17 protein-coding genes are annotated in these 21104 nt (G+C 75.9%); 9 read left to right on the top strand and 8 right to left on the bottom strand.

Annotation, left to right across the window (positions count from 1 at the left end; genetic code table 11):
- The 4 genes from OSB71_RS06385 to OSB71_RS06370 all read left to right on the top strand — a co-directional run bounded on the left by OSB71_RS06385 (position 1) and on the right by OSB71_RS06370 (position 6378).
- Positions 1-1722 carry a proton-conducting transporter transmembrane domain-containing protein gene (locus tag OSB71_RS06385; RefSeq protein ID WP_265945134.1) on the top strand — a complete coding sequence of 574 codons (1722 nt, stop codon included), beginning with the start codon at positions 1-3 and terminating at the stop codon, positions 1720-1722.
- A 2-nt stretch (positions 1723-1724) separates the two neighbouring features.
- Positions 1725-3212 carry a complex I subunit 4 family protein gene (locus OSB71_RS06380; RefSeq protein WP_265945222.1) on the top strand — a complete coding sequence of 496 codons (1488 nt, stop codon included), beginning with the start codon at positions 1725-1727 and terminating at the stop codon, positions 3210-3212.
- Positions 3209-4687 carry an NADH-quinone oxidoreductase subunit N gene (locus OSB71_RS06375; RefSeq protein WP_265945132.1) on the top strand — a complete coding sequence of 493 codons (1479 nt, stop codon included), beginning with the start codon at positions 3209-3211 and terminating at the stop codon, positions 4685-4687. Before OSB71_RS06380 ends, OSB71_RS06375 begins: the two co-directional genes overlap by 4 nt.
- A gap of 209 nt (positions 4688-4896) precedes the next feature.
- Positions 4897-6378, top strand: a complete 1482-nt coding sequence (locus tag OSB71_RS06370) for a PP2C family protein-serine/threonine phosphatase (protein WP_265945130.1) — start codon at positions 4897-4899, stop codon at positions 6376-6378.
- A gap of 152 nt (positions 6379-6530) precedes the next feature.
- Here the strand turns inward: OSB71_RS06370 and OSB71_RS06365 are convergent, their stop codons facing one another.
- Entirely contained in the window at positions 6531-8012 is a 1482-nt protein-coding gene (locus OSB71_RS06365) for a DNA-binding protein NsdB (protein WP_265945128.1), read from the bottom strand.
- Between the two features lie 297 nt (positions 8013-8309).
- On the opposite strand from OSB71_RS06365, the gene OSB71_RS06360 reads away from it, so the two are divergent.
- Positions 8310-9458 carry an aminoglycoside phosphotransferase family protein gene (locus tag OSB71_RS06360; protein WP_265945126.1) on the top strand — a complete coding sequence of 383 codons (1149 nt, stop codon included), beginning with the start codon at positions 8310-8312 and terminating at the stop codon, positions 9456-9458.
- A gap of 153 nt (positions 9459-9611) precedes the next feature.
- On the opposite strand, the gene OSB71_RS06355 is transcribed toward OSB71_RS06360, so the two are convergent.
- Positions 9612-10112: a hypothetical protein gene (locus OSB71_RS06355; protein WP_265945124.1), complete on the bottom strand. Its 501-nt coding sequence runs from the start codon at positions 10110-10112 to the stop codon at positions 9612-9614.
- A gap of 21 nt (positions 10113-10133) precedes the next feature.
- A complete protein-coding gene (locus tag OSB71_RS06350; protein WP_265945122.1) occupies positions 10134-10532 on the bottom strand; it encodes an ACT domain-containing protein in 399 nt (132 codons plus the stop codon).
- Between the two features lie 12 nt (positions 10533-10544).
- Between OSB71_RS06350 and OSB71_RS06345 the strand changes: the two genes are divergently transcribed.
- Positions 10545-11279 (top strand): leucine-rich repeat domain-containing protein, encoded by a 735-nt coding sequence (locus OSB71_RS06345; RefSeq protein ID WP_265945120.1) that lies wholly within the window; start codon positions 10545-10547, stop codon positions 11277-11279.
- 336 nt (positions 11280-11615) lie between these two features.
- On the opposite strand, the gene OSB71_RS06340 is transcribed toward OSB71_RS06345, so the two are convergent.
- Positions 11616-12119 carry an NUDIX hydrolase gene (locus OSB71_RS06340; RefSeq protein ID WP_265945118.1) on the bottom strand — a complete coding sequence of 168 codons (504 nt, stop codon included), beginning with the start codon at positions 12117-12119 and terminating at the stop codon, positions 11616-11618.
- Between the two features lie 57 nt (positions 12120-12176).
- Positions 12177-12959 (bottom strand): glutamate racemase, encoded by a 783-nt coding sequence (locus OSB71_RS06335; protein ID WP_265945116.1) that lies wholly within the window; start codon positions 12957-12959, stop codon positions 12177-12179.
- A 316-nt stretch (positions 12960-13275) separates the two neighbouring features.
- Between OSB71_RS06335 and OSB71_RS06330 the strand changes: the two genes are divergently transcribed.
- Together OSB71_RS06330 and OSB71_RS06325 are read left to right on the top strand one after the other, a co-directional pair.
- Positions 13276-13761, top strand: a complete 486-nt coding sequence (locus OSB71_RS06330) for a DUF6643 family protein (protein WP_265945114.1) — start codon at positions 13276-13278, stop codon at positions 13759-13761.
- Between the two features lie 61 nt (positions 13762-13822).
- Positions 13823-14644 (top strand): MOSC domain-containing protein, encoded by an 822-nt coding sequence (locus OSB71_RS06325; protein ID WP_265945112.1) that lies wholly within the window; start codon positions 13823-13825, stop codon positions 14642-14644.
- 198 nt (positions 14645-14842) lie between these two features.
- Here the strand turns inward: OSB71_RS06325 and OSB71_RS06320 are convergent, their stop codons facing one another.
- On the bottom strand, positions 14843-15301 hold the full coding sequence (locus OSB71_RS06320; RefSeq protein WP_265945110.1) for a Crp/Fnr family transcriptional regulator: 459 nt from the start codon (positions 15299-15301) through the stop codon (positions 14843-14845).
- Between the two features lie 143 nt (positions 15302-15444).
- Here OSB71_RS06320 and OSB71_RS06315 point away from each other — a divergent pair, with 143 nt between their 5' ends.
- Positions 15445-17832, top strand: coding sequence for a phosphoketolase family protein (locus tag OSB71_RS06315; protein WP_265945108.1), 2388 nt, complete (start codon positions 15445-15447; stop codon positions 17830-17832).
- An 81-nt stretch (positions 17833-17913) separates the two neighbouring features.
- Here the strand turns inward: OSB71_RS06315 and OSB71_RS06310 are convergent, their stop codons facing one another.
- The gene (locus OSB71_RS06310) at positions 17914-19290 is read right to left on the bottom strand and encodes a family 2B encapsulin nanocompartment shell protein (RefSeq protein WP_265945106.1); all 1377 of its coding nucleotides are present in this window, start codon (positions 19288-19290) and stop codon (positions 17914-17916) included.
- 54 nt (positions 19291-19344) lie between these two features.
- On the bottom strand, positions 19345-20769 hold the full coding sequence (locus OSB71_RS06305) for a family 2B encapsulin nanocompartment shell protein (RefSeq protein ID WP_416237203.1): 1425 nt from the start codon (positions 20767-20769) through the stop codon (positions 19345-19347).
- Positions 20770-21104 lie beyond the last annotated feature (335 nt).

The raw sequence follows: 21104 nt of genomic DNA, 5'->3' as shown, positions 1-21104 counted from the left end.
GTGGCGATCGCGGTCGCGGCCGTCACGCTCGCGCTCGCGGTCGCCGCCGCCGTACGGCGGCCCGCCGTGGGCGTCGCCTTCCTCGCGGACGCGCCGCTGGCGATGGCGGTGGACGGGCTGTCCGCCGTCGTGGTGGTGACGGTGGCGGCGGCCGCGCTGCTGGTGCTCGTCTTCGCCACCGCCGGGATCCGGGCCGCCCGGCCCCGGTTCTTCGGACTGATGCTGCTGTTCACCGCGGCCGTGCTGCTCACCGCGACGGCCACCACGCTGCCCGGGTTGCTGCTCGCCTGGGAGGTCATGGGCGCCACCTCCTACGCGCTCATCGCCTTCGACTGGCGGGAGCCGGCGAACACCCGGGCGGGCGCGGTCGCCTTCCTCACCACCCGCACCGGCGACCTCGGCCTGTACCTGGCGGCCGGAGCCGCCCTGGCCGCCGGCGGCTCGCTGACGCTGGACCGCCTCGCCGGGCTGGACGGCGGCTGGCGCCACCTCGCGGCCGCCGGAGTGCTGGTGGCGGCCCTGGGCAAAGCCGCGCAACTGCCCTTCTCCTTCTGGCTCTCGCACGCCATGCGCGGCCCCAGTCCGGTGAGCGCGCTGCTCCACTCGGCGGCCATGGTGGCGATGGGCGGCTACCTGCTGCTGCGGGTGCACCCGCTGCTGGAGTCCACCGGCTGGGCCGACACCGCGGCCGCCTGGGCGGGGGCGCTGACCGCACTGGCCCTGGGCGCCGTGGCCCTGGGGCAGCGCGACCTCAAGCAGTTGCTCGCCGCCTCCACCGGCGCCCAGCTCGGCTTCGTGGTGCTGGCCGCCGGGGTGGGCGGCATCGCGGGCGGCACCGCCCACCTGGTGGCCCACGCCGCCGTCAAGGCGCTGCTGTTCCTGGCGGCCGGGGCGTGGCTGACCGCGCTGGGCACCCGCGACCTCAGCGAGCTGCGGGGCGCCGCCCGGGCCGGACCGGTCGTGGGCCTGCCCTGCACCGTCGCGGCGCTGGCCCTGGCCGGGGTGCCGCCGCTGTCCCTGTGGGCCACCAAGGACGAGATCCTGGCCGGGGTGGAGTCCCCGGCGCTGTACGGGGTCGCGCTGGCCGCGGCGGTGCTGGCCTCCGGATACGCGGGCCGGGCGCTGGGCCTGCTGCTGCGCTCCGCGCCCCGGCCGGGGCGCCCGGTGCGCGCGCGTCCGGCCGAGAGCGGGGTGCTGTGGGTGCTCGCCGTCGGCGCTGCCGGACTCGGGGCGCTGGCGCTGCCGCCGCTGGGTGCCCGCTTCCAGCGGGTGCTCGGCGTCCCCGGCGAGCCGTCGGCGGAGACGGCCACCTGGCTCGGCAGCGCCGCCCTGGCCCTGGCGGCGACCGCCGCGGCCGTCGCCCTCGCTCCCCGGCTGCCGCGGCCGCGGTGGGCCCTGGGCTGGCTCGGCCTGGACGCGGCGGCGCACACCCTCGCGGTGCGGCCGACGCTCGCCGCGGCGCGGGCGCTGGCCCGCTTCGACGACGCCCTGCACCGCGCCGTCACCGGTACCGCCCCGGCGGCGCGGCGGCTGGCCGGCTGGAGCGCCGCCGTCGACGGGCGAGGGCTGGACCGGACCGTGCGTCGGACGGCGGCCGGCGTGCGCCGCCTGGGGACGCTCGCCCTGCGCCCGCAGACCGGCCGGCTCCACCAGTACTACGCCCAGGCGCTGACGCTGCTGGCCGCCGTCCTCGTCCTGCTTCTGCTCCTGTCGCTGAGGTGAGCATGCTGACCCTGACCGTCTTCGCCCCGCTCGGCGTCGCCGCGCTGCTGCTCGCGCTCCCCCGGGCCTCCGGCCGGGCGGTGCGGACGGTGTGGGTGGCCACGTGCGCCGTCGAACTGGCGCTGGTGTCCGCGCAGTGGGTCTCCTACGACGGCTCGGGCATCGGCCACGAGACGGACCGGCCCTGGATCCCGGGCGCCGGGGCCGGCTACCACGTGGGCGTGGACGGGCTGTCGCTGCCGCTGCTCGCCCTCACCGCCGTCGTCTTCCTCGCCTGCTCGCTCCACACCCCGGCCGGCCAGCGCGGCCTGCGGCGGTTCGCGGCCCTGTTCCTGGCGCTGGAGACCACCTGCCTGGGGCTGTTCGCCGCGCTGGACCTCATCCTGTTCTTCCTCTTCTTCGACCTGTCCATCGTCGGCATGTACTTCGTGATCGCCGGGTGGGGGCACGGCGCCCGGGCGGCCCGCTCGGCGCTGACGTTCTTCCTCTACACCTTCGTCGGCTCGCTGGCGCTGCTGCTCGGCTTCATCGGCCTGTACGCCGCCGCCACCCCGCACACCTTCGACATCACCGAGCTGACCGCCGACCCGCCGCTGGAGGGCGGCGGCGCGGCCGGTCCCCTCGTGCTGCTGGCCATCGCGCTGGGGCTGGCCGTCAAGACGCCCACGGTGCCCTTCCACACCTGGCTGCCCCCGGCCCACACCGACGCCCCCGCCGCGGGCTCGGCCGTGCTGGCGGCGGTCCTGCTGAAGATGGGCACGTACGGGTTCGTCCGCATCGCGCTGCCCGTGCTGCCGCAGGCCTGGCGGACCTACGCGCTCGTCTTCGTCGTCGTCGGCGTCGTCTCGGCCCTCTACGGCGCGCTGGTGGCGCTGGCGCAGACCGACTTCAAGCGCATGGTGGCCTACACCAGCGTCAACCACATGGGATACGTCCTGCTCGCGCTGGGGGCCGCCGGACTGGTGGCCGGCTCCGACGCCCAGGCCCGGTCGGTCGCGGTCACCGGCGCGGTGGTGCAGATGGTCAGCCACGGCCTCATCACCGCGGCGCTGTTCCTGCTGGCCGGCATCCTGTGGGAGCGCGGCGGCACGTACCGGATGGACGCCTACGGCGGGCTCGCCGCCCGCGCGCCGAGATTCGCCGCGCTCACCGCGCTCGCGGCCTTCGCCTCTCTCGGCCTGCCCGGCCTGAGCGGGTTCGTCGCCGAGTTCCAGATCTTCGCCGGGAGCCTCGGCTCCGCCCCGGTGCCCACGGCCGTGGCCCTGCTGGGCGTCCTGGTGACCGCCGGGCTCTTCCTGTGGGCCCTGCAGCGGCTCTTCCTCGGCCCCGCCGGCGACCGCTCGGCGGGCGTGAGCGACCTGCGCGGCGCCCAGTGGTGGTCCGTCGCCCCGCTGCTGGGCCTGTCGGTGGCCGTCGGCGTCGCGCCGCGGTGGCTGCTGGACACCGTCGTCCCGGCCGCCCGGACGACCGTGGAGCTGGTGTCGCGATGAGCGGGGCGCACACCGACCCGCTCGCGCTCACCCCGGAGCTGCTCCTGCTGCTGGGGGCCGTGGCGGCGCTGCTCACCGGCTCGTTCCTGCCCCGGGCCCGCCAGTGGCCCGCCCGCGCGGTGGCGGCACTGGCCCTGGCGGGCTCGCTCACCGCCGCTGCGCTCCAGGCGACCGGCGCCGAACGCACGGTGTACGCGGGCACCTACGCGCTCGACGGGGCGACCCACGCCGCGCGCCTGATCGCCCCGGCCGCCGCGCTGGCGGTCCTCGCCCTGTCCGTGGAGCGGGTGCGCGGTGACCGGCGCGAGGCGGAGTTCTCCGTCCTGGTACTGCTGGGCACCCTGGGCAGCGTCGTCCTGGCCGGCGCCTCGGACCTGCTCGTGCTGGCCGTCGCCTACCTCCTGGCGTCCTTCCCCCTCTACGCGCTGGCCGGGTGGGGACGCGACGCCCGCGGCGCCGAGGCCGCGCTCAAGCTCTACCTGCTCGGCACGCTGCTGGGCATCACCCTGCTGCTGGGCGCCTGCGTGCTGTACGGGCTCGGCGGGGCCACCGACTACGCCGCGCTCGCGCACGCGCTCCCGTCCGCCCCCGCGGCGGCGCTCGCCGCGGGCACCGTGGCGGTGCTGGGCGGCCTGCTGTTCAAGGTGGGCGCCGTCCCGGCGCACTTCTGGGTGCCGGACGCCGCGGCGGGGGCCAGCGTGCCCGCGGCCGCCTTCCTGACCACGGTTCCCAAGATCGGGGGGTTCGTCGCCCTGTACCGGCTGCTGACGGCGGTCCCGGACGCGGTGGCCGACTGGCGGCTGCCGGTGGCCGTCCTCGCGGTGGCGACCATGACGCTGGGCAACCTGGCCGCGTTCACCCAGCGCGATCCGCTGCGGCTGCTGGGGTACTCCACCGTCAGCCAGGCCGGGTACCTGCTCATGGCCGTCGCGGTGGCCGGGCGGCCGGGTTCCCTGCGCGCCCTGCTCTTCTACCTCGCCGCGTACGCGCTGACCAACCTCGGGGCCTTCGCCGTCGCCGCGGCCCTGCCCGGGCGCACGACCCTGCGGTCCTACGCCGGGGCCGGCCGGCGGCACCCCTGGCTGACCGGCGCGCTGGTGGTGTGCCTGCTGGGGCTGGTGGGCACCCCGCCGACGGCCGTCTTCCTGGGCAAGCTGACCGTGTTCGCCGTGAGCTGGGACGGCGGCATGGCGTGGCTGGCCGTGGTCGCCGCGCTCAACACCGTGGCCAGCCTCTTCTACTACCTGCGCTGGATCGCCCCGGCGGTGGGGGTCTCCCCCGGCGGCGACGGCGGTCGCGGGGGTGACGAGGGCGGCGACGGCGACAGTGGCGACCGCGGCGACGGTGGGCTCGGCGGCACACGGCCGCGCCGGTGGGCGGCGGGTACCGCCCTGGCCACGGCGGCCGGCACGCTCCTCCTCGGGGCCGGGGCCGGAGCCGTCCTGGCGCTGCTGCCGGCCGCGGTGACCCGGTGAGCCCGTCACCCTGGCGCCCGGCGGGGCCCGGCGGTGCTGCCACGCGGGTGACGGCCTGTCAGCCGATGGGGGCGCCGCCAGGGGTGCGCCCGCGGCATATCCCGCTGGCACCACCGGATCGGGTTCCGCCGAATCGCTTACGGCGTGTCGCCCGCTGTGCAAGAGTCGTTCCCCACACATCCACCCGGCACCGCCCCTCGGAGTACGCGATGTCCTCATACTCCTCCGCGGATTCCTCCGCCGCCCCCCGGAACGGCGCGCTGGACGTGCTCATCTCGCAGGCCCGCCGGCTGCGCGGCTCGGTCGCCGCCGTCCGGCAGGAGGCGCAGGACACGGACCGCGGCGAGGAGGACGCGCGGCAACGCTGGCAGCGCGCGCTGTGCGACCTGGCGGTGCTGCACCTGGACGACCTGGGCCACCGGCTGGACGAGCTGCGCGACGGGCCACCGCCCCAGGCGCCGCACCCGCCCGCCGAGCCCGCCGCGGAGGAGGAGACCGCGGGCCGCGTGGGCAGCGCGGAGTGGAGCTTCCTCACCGACGAGGTGGAGTGGTCCCCGGAGCTGTACGCCATCTTCGACCGCTCCCCGGAGGCCGGCCCGCTGTCGCTGGACGAGCTGCCCACCTGGCTGCTGCCCGACGACCAGGCGTGGATGATGCGGGCCGTCACCGACTGCCTGGTCGACGGCCGCCCCGTGGACGGCGAGTTCAACATCGTCCGGGACGACGGCACGGTGCGCACCGTGCACATGCGCGGCGAACCCGTGCTGGAGCGCGACGGGACGACGGCGGCGCTGTGGGCCGTCGTGCGCGACGTGAGCAGCGAGCGGCGCGGCGAGCGCGTCGCCCGCAAGAGCCGCGACATCGTGCGGCAGCAGCGGCACCGGGCCCACACCGAGCGGCGCCTCGCGGCGGAGCTCCAGGAGGCCGTGCTGCCGCCCTGGCGCGGCACCCGCCGGTTCTCCCGGCCCGACGGGGGCCGGGGCGGCGGGGGTCTGGAGATCGCGGGGCACTACCTGCCCGCCACCGTCGGCACGCTGGCCGGCGGAAGCTGGTACGACGCGCTCGGCCTGCCCGACGGTGCCACGCTGCTGACGGTCGGTGACCTGACCGGGCACGGGGTGGAGGCCACCTCCGGCATGGCCATGCTGCTCGGCGCGGTGCGGGGGCTGGCGCTGGCCGGGACGGGCCCCGGCGCGCTGATGAGCCACCTGAACCACCTCCTGGACACCGCCGAACAGCCCGCCCTGGGCAGCGCCCTGTGCTGTCGGTACGACCCCGGCACCGCGCGCCTGACCTGGGCGCGGGCGGGCCACCCGACGCCCGTGCGCTACCGAGCGGGCCGCGCCGAGCGGTTCGGCGGCGCCGACGGTGTGCTCCTGGGCGCCACCACCGGCGCGGAGTACGCCGAGGGCGTCGCGGAACTGCGGCCCGGCGACACGCTGCTGCTGCACACCGAGGGCCTGGCCGGGCGCGCGCCCGTGCCGTGGGACGCCGCCGCACCGGACCCGCTGCCCGGCCTCGCCCCGCGCATCACCACCGCCCGCTCCGCGCAGGAGTGCGTGCGCACGCTGGTCGAGGAGTACGCCGGCGGCCCCCGCGAGGACGACGCGTGCTTCCTGGTGGCCAGGGTGCCCGACGCCCGCGCACCCGCCGCCCGCGTGGCCCCGGCGCGCGAACCGGGCGAGGGGTAGCCCCGGCGGACCGGGCGCGCCCGCCCGCCCGCCACGTCGCGGCCGGACTTCCGGGCCCGCTGCCGCACCGCCGTCGGGCCGGGGCGTGCGCGGCCGCTGTCCGCACACGTCGGACGGCCGCCCCCGCCCGGGCGTCCGCCGCCGACCCGGCGCTACACCTTCAGGCTCGCGGCGCGCTTGACCGGCCCCGTACGCGGTGACCTCGGCGCCTTCGACAGCGCGTCCTCGATCTGCGCCCGCAGGTGGTCGACCTTCGGGTACCCGGCGTACCGCGCGGTCAGCCGGTACATCTGGCGCAGCCGGTCCCACGTGCGCAGCGAGGAGTTCTCGTGGATGCACTTCAGGGCCCGGCGGGCGTACTGGTCCGCCTGCTCGGGGTCGTCGGCGATGAAGCAGGCGGACGCCAGGGAGAGGTGGTCGAAGATCTGCGAGCGCTCGAAGCCCTCGCCGCGCAGCGCCAGCGCCCGCTTCGCGTGGAACTCGGCGGTCCTGGCCGCGGCCGGGTCGTGATCGGCCAGCGTGCGGTAGGCCAGCGCCTGCATCCCGTGCAGGTCGGCCTCGTCGAAGTTCTGCATCCAGTCGGGCGGTGCGACGTCGCCCTTGTCGGAGGCGAACAGCTCCTCCGCCTCGCCGAGCGTGCGCCGCACGACCTGGCCGCGCCCCATGGAGGCCTGCGCCCACGCCTCGATCGTGTGCAGCATGGCGCGGGTGCGCGGCAGCGTCCCCGCGCCCGAGCCCGCGTGGACGAGCCGCATCAGCTCCAGCGCGTCACCGGGGCGGCCGATGTGGACCATCTGGCGCGCCGCGCGGGAGAGCGCCTCTCCCGCCCGCGGCCGGTCCCCGCCCTCGCGCGCGGCGTGCGCGGCGAGCAGGAAGTACTTCTGCGCGGTGGGCTCCAGGCCCACGTCGTGCGACATCCAGCCGGCGAGGACGGCGAGGTTGGCCGCGACGCCCCACAACCGGCGTTTGAGGTGCGGGGGGTGGTGGACGGTCAGCATGCCGCCCACCTCGTTGAGCTGCCCCACCACCGCCTTGCGCTGGAGGCCGCCGCCCCGGGAGGCGTCCCAGGCGCGGAAGATCTCCACCGAGCGTTCCAGCGCCTCGATCTCCTGGGCGCCCACCGGTGGGCCGTCGTAGGTGTCCAGCGCCGCCGGGTCGGCGGTGGGCAGGGCCGGGGCGTGCCGGCTCGGTTCGGTCTGCAACCAGTCGTACAGCGATCCGTGGAGTGCTGAGCCTGCGGCGAGCGCGGCGCCCGCGCCCACCATGCCGCGTCGGTTGAGCATGAGGTCCATTCCCGTGAATTCGGTGAGGACCACGGCGGTCTGGTCAGGGCTCAACGGCAGCCCTTGGACGGACTGCCGCCTGGCCGACGGCCCCGACCTGCGGAACCCGAGGTCCTCGATGGTCACGACACGGCCGAGTCGCTCGGTGAACAGGGAGGCCAGCACCCGGGGCACGGGATCGCGCGGGGACTCCCCCGTGTCGATCCAGCGCCGCACCCGCGAGGTGTCCGTCGCCAGGTGCGGATGGCCCATGGCCGCCGCGTGCCGGTTGACCGTCCGGGCGAGCTCGCCCTTCGACCAACCGGTCAGCTCGAACAGCTCTGCGAGTCGGGTGTTGGGTCCCTTGGTCACGTCAAGCCCCCAGGTTCTCGGCTGAGTTGACAGTAACCGCGGACACCGGGGGCGGCGAGTATTCGCCAGGGTTCGCCAGGGTCCGCCAGATGGTGTGCCACCCGCGCGGGGGTGTGGTGTAGAAGAGCGCCACCCCGGCCTGCGGACACCGCCCGGCGGACCCGGCCGGACGACGGCCGGGTGCTGCCGGACGGTGCCGGAAGCCGCCGGACGCGGCATTCCCCAGGGTGCCCGCGGCCGGCGGGCCGGGGCGGCGCCGGAAGACCTTGTCGGCGCACGAAGGGATCTGTCTCGCGCATGTATCACGCAACGTCCCCCGTGACCGCCCCAGACCGGACGGCCCCCGCCAGGACCGCGTCCGCCAGGACGGGCCTGCCGGTGCGCTTCGACGGCGCCGCCGCGCCCGAGCGCGCGCCCCGGTTCCGCGGGCCGTCCCCGGTGGGCGGTCGACCGCCGATCAGCGGGAGGCTCGACCTGTCCGGCCCGCAGGGAACCCGGTTGCGTTCCGCACTCGCCCTGGTGCACCGCGTCTGCCCCGACTTCCGTCCCGTCCAGGTGCTGCGGCGCAGCGGCCGTTCGGCACTGCTCGCGGGCACGATCGGGCGCACTCCGGCGATCGCGAAGTGCTTACTGGACCACTCGCCCGTGTGGGTCGAGCGCTACCGTCAGGAAATAGGGGCCTACCGGGCGTTCGTGCGGCACCGGCCCCCCGTGCGGGCGCCCCGGCTGGTCGCGGCCGACCCGGAGAGCTGCACCCTGGTCGTCGAGCGCATGCCGGGCCGTCCCGGAGCGCTGCGGCGCCATCCCACGGACGCGGTGCCGATCGCGGACGTGCACGCCATGCTGGGCGCGCTCCAGCGGCTCGGCGCGTGGCGGCCGGCGAGCGGGCTGTTCGAGCGACCGCTGGACTACGGCGCGCGGCTGGCCCGCTACCACGAGCTCGGCCTGCTCACCGACCGGGACATGGGCGACCTGCACAAGCTGCTGCACAGCGCCGTGCAGGGCGGCGGGCAGGGGCCCGTGTGGCAGTTCTGCCACGGGGACGCGCTGCCCGCGAATTTCCTGCTCGCCCCCAGCGGGCCGGTGCTGGTGGACTGGGAGCTCTCCGGCTGGTATCTGCCCGGCTACGACCTCGCCACGCTGTGGTCGGTGCTGGGCGAGGCCCCGCTGGCCCGGCGGCAGGTGAGCTGGGCCGCCCAGGCGGCCGGGTCGGCGGCCCAGGACGCCTTCCTGGTGAACCTGATGCTCGTCCTCACCCGCGAGATCCGCACCTGCGAGATGGCGGTGCAGCGCTCCATGCGGGAGCCGGAGCCCGCCGCCGGGGCGCGGCCGGAGCGCGGTGGGGGCCCGGCGAGCGGTGAGGAGCAGCGGCTGCTGCTGCGCCGGCTGCACGACGACATCGGCCTCGCGCGCCGGGCGGTACGGGCGGCGGTCGGCACCCGCTGAGCGCGCGGGGCCGCCCGGCGGTGTCAGGGTTTTCCATGACGCCGCCGGGCGGCCCCGCGCGGCGACGACGGGCGAGCCGCAGGCGAGGGCGGCGGGGCCGGTCCCGGCCATGGGACGACGGAGGTCCGCCGGGGTACCGCCGGGGGCCGGGCGCTACCTCTGCTGGAACAGCTCCGCCGGGAGCGGCTTGAGGAGCTGGTAGAGCTCGTCGGTGATGGGCCGGTCCCAGCTCGCGATGGTGACGAGCACCCCGTCGCTGCGGTCGAACTGCACGCAGGCGACGCGGCCCTCCGAACAGGTGACCCGGCGCACGATGAGCAGGCTGCCGTCGTGCATGACCGGCACGTCCTCGCTGCCGGTGACGGTCACCGGATCGTCCATCTCCAGCGCGGCCAGGAGCTGGGCGACCTCGAACGGCACCTCCCCCTCCTCGGTCTCCCGGGCCGGTGATCCCTCGGGCAGATTGCCGATGATCATCGCCGGGCCCCGGTCGCCGAACAGGTCGTAGCGCAGGAAGACGCCCTGACAGCTCCCGTCGGGCGCGGGCAGCAGGCCCGCCCCCAGGTTGCCGGGCCAGTCGCCCGGGTCCATCGCGAGGACGTCGAAGTCCGGCCCTGCGGGCGAGGCGGCGCTACGGCGGCGGAGGAAGGACATGCCGCCATGGTACGCGGACGGCTAGCGGCCCCGGCCCGCCAGGTCCTCCAGTACCGCGACGGCCACCGAGGCGACCTCGTAGGGCACGAACAGGTGGTCGTGGTGGTACCCGGCCACCACGTTGCAACTGATCCCGGCGTCCGCCAGCGCGGTGGCCACGGCGGCCGTCAGCCCCACCGCGGCCAGGGCGGAGTGCACCCGCAGCGTGATCCACCCGGCCACGTAGTCGTAGGACAGCCCCGCCGCGTCGGCCTCGGCGCGCGGTACGACGACGGTGAGCGCCTCGTCCTCCGCGACGGTCACGACGGGGCGCACCCCGTCGGGCACCGGCCCCGGCACGGTGCTGAACACGTACGGCCCCGGTCGCAGGTCCGGCCGCATCCCGGTGAGCAGTTTCGACAGATCGCGTTCTCCTGACACACTGTCAAGCCTATGCCCACCGTCGACCTGTGGCGAGCCGGGCTCGACAGCGTGCCGGCCGAGGTGTGGCGGCCTCCCGGGCCGGACACGCTCGTCCTGGCCGAGAACCGCCTCACCCACCTGCCGCCCGGCCTGGGGCGGCTGACCGCCCTGCGCACCCTCGACCTCGGCCACAACCTGCTGACGGCGCTACCGGAGGAGCTCGGCGAGCTGCCCGCGCTCGACCGGTACCTCTACGTACACGACAACCGCCTGCGCGCCCTGCCGGACTCGCTGACCCGGCTGGACCGCCTGAGCTACCTCAACGTGGGTGAGAACCCGCTCGACGAGCTGCCGGAGGGCCTCGGCGGCCTGACCGGGCTCGTCGAACTGCGCGCCCGCGCCTGCGGGCTGCGCCGGCTGCCCCGGTCCCTGGGCGCGCTGACGCGGCTGCGGGAGCTGTGGGTGGGCGGCAACCGGCTGCGCGGGCTTCCGCCCACCGTGGCCGGCCTGCACGACCTGCGGGTGCTGGACCTGCGGGACAACCGGCTCACCGGCGTGCCGCCCGCCCTGCGCGCCCTGCCCCGGCTCTCCCGGCTCGACCTGCGCGGTAACGGACTGCGCGCCCTGCCTCGCTGGCTCGCCGTCGGCACCGCGCTGCCGCGGCTGGAGAAGCTGGACGTGCGCTGGAACACCTTCGAGGGAGGCGCGCCGGACCCCGCGGTGACCGATGCGCTCACCCGGCGGGGCTGCGTGGTGCTGTGGTGAGGGCCGGGGCGCCGGCGGCCGGGTGACCGCGCCCGCACCGGCGGCGGGAGCGCGAGTGCCCCGCCGCGGGGCCCGGCCGCCGTGGCTGCGGGCGGGACGGCCGACGCGGAGCGCGCGCTCCGGCGGCGGCCCGGGGCGCCCCGGGGGGGGCGCGCGTCGCCCGAGGGTCCGGTGCCGCCCGGCCGGACCGTGCGCGGGCAGGCGGGCGGCGGGGCGGCGGATGCGTCCCGCCACCGGCGCCGAGACGCTGCCGCGGGCGGTGCGAAGCGTGCAAGGCGATGCGAGGCGGTACGAGACGGCCGCGGCGGCGCGGGGCGCGGCCGCCCCAGGCAGCGGCTACCGCGGGTCGTGCGCGTCCTTCGGCGGTGGTCCGGCCGGGGCGAACCAGGCGGGGCCGTCGGCGGCGGCCTGCTTGATGCGCTGGGTCCCGAAGTCCTCCAGCGCGGGCAGCGCGTCCGGCTCGAACCAGCCCACCTCCAGGGACTCCTCGTCGTTCACCCGGGCCCGGCCGCCCACCGCCCGGCAGCGCAGCGTGATGTCCAGGAACTGGCACACGTCGCCGTTGGGGTACCGGACCGGCTCCCGGGTCTCCACGAGCACCACCCGTTCGGCCACGCAGCGCACCCCGGTCTCCTCGTACACCTCGCGCACGGCGGTCTGCGCGGGCTGCTCCCCGGGCTCGACGATGCCGCCGATCACCGCCCAGCGCCCGGTGTCGGCACGGCGGCCGAGCAGCACCCGGCCGGCGTCGTCGTGGACGATCGCGGTGACGCCGGAGAGGAAGAGCGGACGGTGGCCCACGGCGTCGCGCAGCTCGCGGATGAACTCGGGGGTGCCCATGCGCGAGAGCGTACGCGGTGGGCCCGGGGGCGCCGGGGCGGGCGCACCGTGCGGCCGTCAGGCGGGGCTGGGCGCGGCCAGTCCGCGGCCCTCGGCGTAGTGGAGGGCCGCGGCGGGGAGCGCCACGCGCCGCCCGGTGTGCAGCACGACCAGGTCCTCGCCGCCCGGCGCGGGGGGGGACTCGGGCGCGTCGAGGCGGCGCAGCGCCTGGGCGGCCACCGCCTCCGCGGAGCCGTGCAGCCGGGGGGCGGGCGCGCCGGGGCGGTGCAGGGCGGCCAGGATGCGCTCGGCGACCAGCTCGTAGTGGGTGCAGCCGAGCACCACGGCCCGCACGTCCGCCGGGGTCAGCGCGGCGGCGGCCTGGACGGCGGCGTCGATGGCCGCCTCGTCGGCCCGCTCCACGGCGTCCGCGAGGCCGTGGCAGGGCACCTCGGTGACCTCGGCTCCGGCGGCGAAGTCGGCGATGAGGCGCCGCTGGTAGGGGCTGCCGGTGGTGGCCGGGGTGGCCCAGACCGCGAAGGGGCCGCCGTCGGCCGCGGCCGGCTTGATCGCCGGCACGGTGCCGATGACCGGCACGGCGGGCTCGAACGCGGCGCGCAGCGCGGGCAGCGCGTGCACGGTGGCGGTGTTGCAGGCGACGACCAGCGCGTGCGGCGCGAGCGCCATGGCGGCCCGGGCGCAGTCCAGCGCGCGGTCGGCGATGTCCGAGGCGGTGCGCGGCCCCCAGGGCATGCTCGCCGGGTCCGAGGAGAGGACCAGGGCGGCGCCGGGGTGGCGCCGGCGCAGCGCCGCGGCGGCGGGGAGCAGACCGATTCCGGAGTCGACGAGGGCGATTCTCACGCCCAGAAGCGTACGCGCACCCGGGCGGCGTCGGCGCACGAGCGCCCGCGCACGGGCGGCGGCACACCCAGGCCACGGGGCCGTGCGCCAAGGCGGCCGGGGCCCGCCCGGGCCTTCCGCCGCCCTGGGGCCAGGAGCCGGCCGACGGCCGGGCGTTCACGGCCCGGGCACGCACCTTTCACCGGGCGGTGACAGGAGGGGATGGGCGGTTTCGACCGGTTCGTTCTCGTTGGCCCGGCCGGGTCACCTCCTACCCCGGAAATGACCCGCCTACCAGGCTCCTCATCGGACACTTCTTCGGCTTAACTTATGGAGCATGACCTCCCCCCGCAGCACGTACGGCGGCGGCTACCACAGCGCGCCGTCCTTCGCTGACACCCCGATCTACGACAGCCTCGTGGCCGAGCGCGGCACTCCCCAGATCGCCCCCATCCGCGTCCCGGCCGCCTACGACTCCGGCAGTGCGCTGCCCGCCCTGCCCTCGGCGCTGCCCGCGCTGCCCTCGGGGCCGAGCGCGCAGCAGGCGCCGCCGCGCGGGTACGGCTATCCGCAGGCCGCGCCGCAGCCCGCCGCTCCGTACCAGGCGCCCGCGCCGTACGTGCCGCAGCAGAACAGCGGCGGTTACGGATACCCGCAGCCCCCGCAGCCCGTCCCCGGGCAGCCCTACCAGCAGCAGCCGCAGATGCGTCCGGTGGCGCCGCCGCGACCGGCCGTGCCGCGGCAGATGCACACCCCGCCGCAGGGCACGCCCGGGCTCTACAGCGACCCGTACGGGCGGCAGCACCCAGCGCCCGGCTACTGACCCGTCGCCCGCCCCGGGGCCGCGCCGTGGACGCGGGCACGAGGGGTGACAGGATGGCCGCATGCCGACGCTGACCGAGCTGCACGTCTACCCGGTGAAGTCGCTCGCGGGCGTCGCGCCGCGGCGGGCGGAAGTGGAGCCGTGGGGGCTGGCGGGCGACCGGCGCTGGATGGTGGTGGACGCCACCGGCCGCCAGGTGACGCAGCGCGACCGGCCACGGCTGGCGCTGGCCACGGGGGAGCCGCTCGCGGGGGGCGAGTTGAGGCTGACGGCGCCGGGGCTGGAACCACTCACGGTGGCCGCGCCCGGACCGGCCGACGCCCGGGCCGAGGTGCGGGTGTTCGGTGCGCGGGTCACGGCCGGGCCGGCCTCGGCCCGGGCGCACGCGTGGCTCTCCCGCTTCCTGGGCGCGCCGGTGCGGCTGGTGCGGATGACGCGGCCGGAGCGGGACCGGGCGGTGGACCAGCGCTACGGGCGCTGGGGGGAGACGGTGAGCTTCGCCGACGGCTATCCGCTGCTGCTGACCACCACGGCCTCGCTGGACGCGCTCAACGCACTCGTCGCCCAGGGACGCCACGCCGACGAGGGGCCGCTGCCGATGAGCCGCTTCCGGCCGAACCTGGTGCTCGACGGCACCGCGCCGTGGGCGGAGGACGACTGGAAGCGCGTCCGCCTGGGCGCGGTGGACTTCCGGGTGGTCAAGCCGTGCGGGCGCTGCGTGGTGAGCGCCACCGACCAGGCGACCGGGGAGCGCGGCAGGGAACCGCTGCGCACCCTCGCCCGCCACCGCCGCCGCGGCGACGCCCTGGTGTTCGGGCAGTACCTCGTGCCCGAGTCGACGGGCACGGTGCGCGTCGGTGACGCGTTCGAGGTGCTGGACTGACGCCGCTGCGGCGCGGCGCCCCGGAACCGGCGGCGAGGCGGGCACCACCGCACCACGCCCGGCCGGCGAACCACGACGAGCACGACGCCGGCGTCGTTGGCGGCGGGGCGCCGGAGCGTTGGCGGCGCGGTGCCGGGGCGGCGGTGCGTCGGCGGGGTGCCAGGGCGGCGAGGCGGGGCGTCGGCAGCGGTGTCGGCGTCAGGGCAGGTCGGCGCTGCCGGCGGGGCCGAAGGCGTCCAGCAGGCGGGCGCGCGAGCGCTGCAGGCGGTGGGAGATGATCTCGCCGACGGCCAGGGCGAGCGCGTAGCCCAGCTCGTGGTCCTCCTCGCACAGCCGCCGCACCTCGACCGCGCCGAACTCCAGGGCGCGCACCGGGCTGCCCGCCTCGGCGCCCAGGTGCCAGGTGTAGGGCCGGAAGAGCCAGGACCAGCCCAGCAGCTCCCCGTGCCCGACCGTCTCCACCGTCTGCGGTCGGCGCCCGGGTATGCGCTGGTCGAGGGTGACCGAGCCGGTGTGGATGATCCAGAAGCGGTCGGCGATCGTGCCCTCTTCGAAGATGCGGGCGCCCGCGGGGAAGGCGACCTGGTGCCCCAGCGCGCGCAGCCGCTCGCTGTGCCCGGGCGGGAGGGAACCGAGCAGTCCGGTCATGGTCCGCATCGCTGGCCTCCTCGCCTCGCGCGGTCCTGCCCCGCCGTGGCCCGCTCCGGCCCGGCCACCGCGGACGGCTGTCAGGTGTGGCCGCACGGAGGGGGGAAACCCGTCCTCGCGGACGCCGTGACGCACACCCGGCCGGAGGGCCCATGACGAATCACCATCCTCTCACCGAACGCGCTTGCGAGCAGCTCGACGCCCAGTGGCGCGCACTGAACTTCCTCGCGGCCGGACAGCTCTACCTCACCGGCAACCCCCTGCTGCGCGAGGAGCTGCGCCCGGAACACGTCAAACCGCGCCTGCTGGGCCACTGGGGCACCTGTCCGGGCCTGAGCCTGGTCTACACCCACGTCAACCGGCTGATCAGCGAGCGGGAGCAGTCGGCGCTGTGCGTGTGGGGGCCCGGCCACGGGGCGCCGGCCGTGCTGGCCGGGGCGTGGCTGGAGGGCTCCTACGGTGAGCTCGACCCGGACGTCGGCCGTGACGAGGCGGGCATGGCGCGGCTGTTCCGGCAGTTCTCCCACCCCGGCGGGGTGAGCAGCCACACCGGCCCCGCGGTCCCCGGGGCGATCCAGGAGGGCGGGGAGCTGGGGCACGCCCTGTCGCACGCCTACGGGGCGGCCTACGACAACCCGGACCTGCTGTCCGTCTGCGTCATCGGCGACGGGGAGGCGGAGACGGGCCCGCTGGCGGCCGCCTGGCACGCCGACAAGTTCCTCGACCCGGTGCACGACGGCGCGGTGCTGCCGGTGCTCCACCTCAACGGCTACAAGATCGCCGGACCCACGGTGCTGGCCCGGATTCCGCAGGAGGAGCTGGCCGAACTGCTGCGCGGCTACGGCCACGACCCGCTGTTCGTCACCGCGACGCCGGACAGCGACCCGCTGGAGGTGCACCGGGAGCTGGCCGCGGCGCTGAATACGGCCGCGGACCGGATCGCGTCGGCGCAGCGCGCGGCCCGGGAGGACGGCGAGCGGGGCCGGGTGCGCTGGCCGGCGATCGTGCTGCGCACCCCCAAGGGCTGGACCGGGCCGCGGAGCAGCGACGGGCACCCGGTCGAGGGCACCTGGCGGGCCCACCAGATCCCGCTCTCCGGCGTCCGCGAGGACCCTGCGCGGGTGCGCGAGCTGGAGCGGTGGCTGCGCTCCTACCGACCCGACGAGCTGTTCGACGACGCGGGCCGGCCGCGCCCCGAGGTGCTGGCGCAGGTGCCCGCCGGCGCGCTGCGGCTCGGGATGAGCCCGCACGCCAACGGCGGCCGGGTGCGGCGCTCGCTGCCGCTGCCGGGACCCGCCGCGTTCGCCGTGCCGGTCGAGGAGCCCGGGGCCACCCGGCACGAGCCGACCCGGGTGCTGGGCGAGGTGCTGCGCCAGGTGCTGAAGGAGACCGAGGGGCGGCGGGACTTCCGGGTCCTGGCGCCGGACGAGATGGACTCCAACCGGCTCGGCGCCGTCTACGGCGCCACCGCGCGCGCCTGGCAGGGCGAGCGGCGGGACACCGACGAGCACCTGGGGCGGCACGGCCGGGTGATGGAGGTGCTGTCGGAGCATCTGTGCCAGGGGTGGCTGGAGGGGTACGTCCTCACCGGGCGGCACGGCGTCTTCGCCACCTACGAGGCCTTCGCCTCGGTGGTGGCGGACATGGCGACGCAGTACGCGAAGTGGCTGCAGAGCGCGCGCGAGGTGCCGTGGCGGATGCCGGTGGCGGGTCTGAACTACCTGCTCACCTCGCACGTGTGGCGCCAGGACCACAACGGCTTCTCGCACCAGGACCCCGGCTTCGTGGACCACGTGCTCAACAAGAGCCCGGACGTGGTGCGCGTCTACCTGCCGCCGGACACCAACAGCCTGCTGTGCGTCGCCGACCACGTGCTGCGCTCGACGGACGTGGTCAACGTGGTGGTGGCCGGCAAGCAGCCGCAGTTCGACTGGCTGGGCCCCGAGGCGGCGCGCGAGCACGTCGCCCGCGGGGTCGGCGTGTGGGACTGGGCGGGCACCGAGACCGGCGAGCGGGAGCCGGACGTCGTGCTGGCCTGCGCCGGGGACGTGCCCACCGAGGAGACGCTGGCCGCCGCGGCGCTGCTGCGCACCTGGCTGCCCACGCTGGCGGTGCGCGTGGTGAACGTCGTCGACCCGACGCGGCTGATGCCCCGCGACCGCCACCCGCACGGCATGACGGACGCCGAGTTCCGGGCCGTCTTCACCGCGGACCGCCCGGTGGTCTTCGCCTACCACGGCTACCCGTGGCTCATCCACCGGCTGACCCACGGCCGGGACGCGCACGAGCGGCTGCACGTGCACGGCTACCGCGAGAGCGGGGCGACCACCACGCCGTTCGACATGGTGGTCCGCAACGACCTGGACCGCTACCGGCTGGTGATGGACGTCGTGGACCGGGTGCCCGGCCTGGCGGACCGGGCGGCGCGGGTGCGGCAGGCCATGGCGGACGTGCGCACCCGGCACCACGCGTGGGTGCGGGAGCACGGCACCGATCTGCCCGAGGTGACGGACTGGCGCTGGCCCGGCACGCGGGAGTGACCGCCGCCCCGGGGCGGCGAGCTGGGGCAGCGAGCCGGGGCCGCCGGGCGGTGGGTGCCCGGCGGCCCCGTCGGCGCGGGCTCAGAGTTGGACGTCCTCCAGGACGCCGAGGGCGTCGGGCACGAGGACGGCCGCCGAGAAGTAGGCGCTCACCAGGTAGGACAACACCGCCTTGTCGTTGATGCCCATGAACCGGGCGTTGAGGCTGGGTTCCAGCTCGTCGGGGATGCCCGCCTGCCGCAGCCCCACCACCCCGTCGTTCTCCTGGCCCACGCGCAGCGCGATGACGGCGCTGGTGCTGGCCCGGCTGACCGGGATCTTGTCGCAGGGCAGCAGCGGGATGCCGCGCCAGGCGCGGACGGTGACGCCTTCGACGTGCGCCTGGTCCGGGTAGACGCCGCGGCGGCTGCACTCCCGGCCGATCGCGGCGACGGTGCGGGGGTGGGCGAGCAGAAACTGGGTCTTGCGCCGCCGCGTGACCAGGTCGTCCAGGTCGTCCGGGGTGGGCGGCCCGGCGCGGGTGTGCAGGCGCTGCCGCGGGTCCACGTTGTGCAGCAGGCCGAAGTCCCGGTTGTTGACCATCTCGTGTTCCTGGCGCTCGCGCAGGGCCTCGATCGTCAGCCTGAGCTGCTCCTCCACCTGGTTCATCGGCTCGTTGTAGAGATCGGCGACCCGGCTGTGCACCCGCAGCACGGTCTGCGCCACGCTCAGCTCGTACTCCCGCGGCGCACAGTCGTAGTCCACGAACGTCCCCGGCAGCGTCGGCTCGCCCTCGTGGCCGGAGGCGATCTCGATCTCCGCCTCACCGCGCCGGTTCCGCCGGGGCAGGGCGTGGGAGAGGTAGGCGTACAGGTGCTCCCGTAGCGCCGGGGAGCGCTCGGCGACGGCCTCGAACTCCGTCAGGGGCAGCGCGAGGACGGTCGCGGAGGTGAGCGCCCGCAGGGAGTGGGCCCACTCGCCGGGTTCCGTGGCCAGGGCGTGGTCGCCGGCCCACTCGCCGTCCGCCAGCCTGCCCAGGTCGCTCTCCCCGTCGTAGGCGCCCGCCCCGTACCTGCCGATCTTCCCGTGGGCGATCAGGAGCACGTCCTCGACCGGCTGCCCCTGCTCGGCCAGGAGCTCGCCCGGCCCGTACGCGCGCTGGACGCACCGGTCGGCCAGTGCCGCGAGCTCCTCCCGCCCCGCGAAGCCGCGCAGCGCGGGGAGCTCGGTGAGCTGGTCCGGGATGACCCGGACCCGGGAGCCGGAGACGTCGAACTCCACGCGTCCGTCCCCCAGCGTGTGGGTCAAGCGCCGGTTGACGCGGAAGGTACCGGCGGAGACCTGCACCCACGGCAGGATTCTCAGGAGCCACCGCGAGGAGACGCCCTGCATCTGCGGCGGCGTCTTGGTGGTCGTGGCGAGCTTCTGGGCCGCCCGGGTGCCCAGAGCGGTGAGCGCTTGTGTCGTCGGTGTGGTCATGCGGCCTGGGCCCTCGCTGGTTCCGAACGGTGATGGACGCCGAATGCCGTCATGTCAGTTCCCGATCTCCACGTCCTCCAGAACTCCCAGCGCGTCCGGGACGAGGACGGCGGCGGAGTAGTAGGCGCTCACCAGATAGGAGATGATGGCCTTGTCGTTGATGCCCATGAAACGCACCGAGAGGCTGGGCTGGTATTCGTCGGGAATTCCCGTGCGGTGCAGTCCGACGACCCCTTGGGCCTTCTCCCCGGTGCGCAGGGCGAGGATGGAACTGGTGCCGTGGGCGGTCACCGGGATCTTGTTGCAGGGCAGGACGGGAACGCCGCGCCAGGAGGGCACCTGGTGGCCCTGGAGGTCGACGGTGCCCGGGTAGAGGCCGCGCCTGCTGCACTCGCGGCCGAAGGCGGCGATGGCCTTGGGGTGGGCGAGGATGACGCTCGGGTCCTTCCAGACCGTGGACAGCAGCTCGTCCAGGTCGTCCGGGGTCGGCGGGCCGGTGCGCGTGTGCACGCGCTGGCCGAGGTCGGCGTTGTGCAGCAGGCCGAAGTCCCGGCTGTTGACCATCTCGTGTTCCTGGCGCTCGCGCAGGGCCTCGATCGTCAGCCTGAGCTGCTCCTCCACCTGGTTCATCGGCTCGTTGTAGAGATCGGCGACCCGGCTGTGCACCCGCAGCACGGTCTGCGCCACGCTCAGCTCGTACTCCCGCGGCGCGCAGTCGTAGTCCACGAACGTCCCCGGCAGCGTCGGCTCGCCGTCGTGCCCGGAGGCCAGGTCGATGGCCGACTCCCCCTCGGCGTTCCGGCGCTGGGCGGGGACCGCGGCGCGGTAGGCCGCAAGGTGCTCGCGCAGCCCGGGGGCGCGCTCGGCCGTCACCAGGAACGTGGCCCGGGGCAGGAACAGCACCGTGCCGCTGGTCAGGGAGCGCAGGGTGTAACCCCAGGCGCTGGCCTCCTCCTCGACGAGCTCGGCCGCGCCGGCGTGCTCGCCGTCCGCCAGGACGCCCAGCGAGGCCTCCTCGTCGTACAGACCGCTGGCGGTCTTGCGGAGCTTGCCGTGGGCGATCAGCACCACGTGGTCGACGGGCGTGCCCTGTTCGACGATGACCTCGTCGGGGCCGAAGTCGCGCTGCTCGCAGCTCTCGGCGAGCCGCCGCAGCACCTCGGTGTCGGTGTAGCCGCGCAGCGGGGGGAGCTCTTGCAACTCGTCGGGGATGACGCGCACCTCGGCGCCGGTCTTGTCGAACTCCACCCGCCCGTCGCCGACGGTGTGGACCAGGCGGCGGTTGACCCGGAACGTGCCGCCGTTCACCTGCACCCAGGGCAGCACCTTCAGCAGCCAGCGGGAGGAGATGCCCTGCATCTGCGGCGGCGTCTTGGTCGTGGTCGCCAACTGCCGGGCCGCGGCGGTGGCCAGGCTCAGCCGTGCGCCGGAGCCGGAGTTGTCGTCAGTCGTCTCGATCGGGTCGACCGAAGTGGTCACGCAGGACACCACCCATCTTCATGGAGCGCGGGCGATTCCGCCCGCCGTGCGCGACGAAAGTAACGAGCCCGCGACCGGGGCGGCAATCACTCAAAAGAAACCCCAGCCCCGAGAATGGCGCCGAGTGAACTCGGGTATCCCCCACGGGATTTCACCGCATTACCCGGCAGCAACCACGAATAGTCACCACCGCGCCGAAGCCCATGACGCACCGTCACGGCAACGCCTGTGGCACCGCCGCGGTCGGCGGTGATGCCACAGGCGCGCAAGGGGGGCGCACGCCCCCGGCCGCACACCGGGCCGGGTGACCGGAACCTCGCCGGGGGCGACCGCGG

The sequence above is a fragment of the Streptomyces marinisediminis genome (assembly GCF_026262575.1).
GTDB lineage: Bacteria > Actinomycetota > Actinomycetes > Streptomycetales > Streptomycetaceae > Streptomyces > Streptomyces marinisediminis.
The sequence above is the reverse complement of the archived record's forward strand: the minus strand, read 5'-3'. Positions and strand labels throughout refer to the sequence as shown.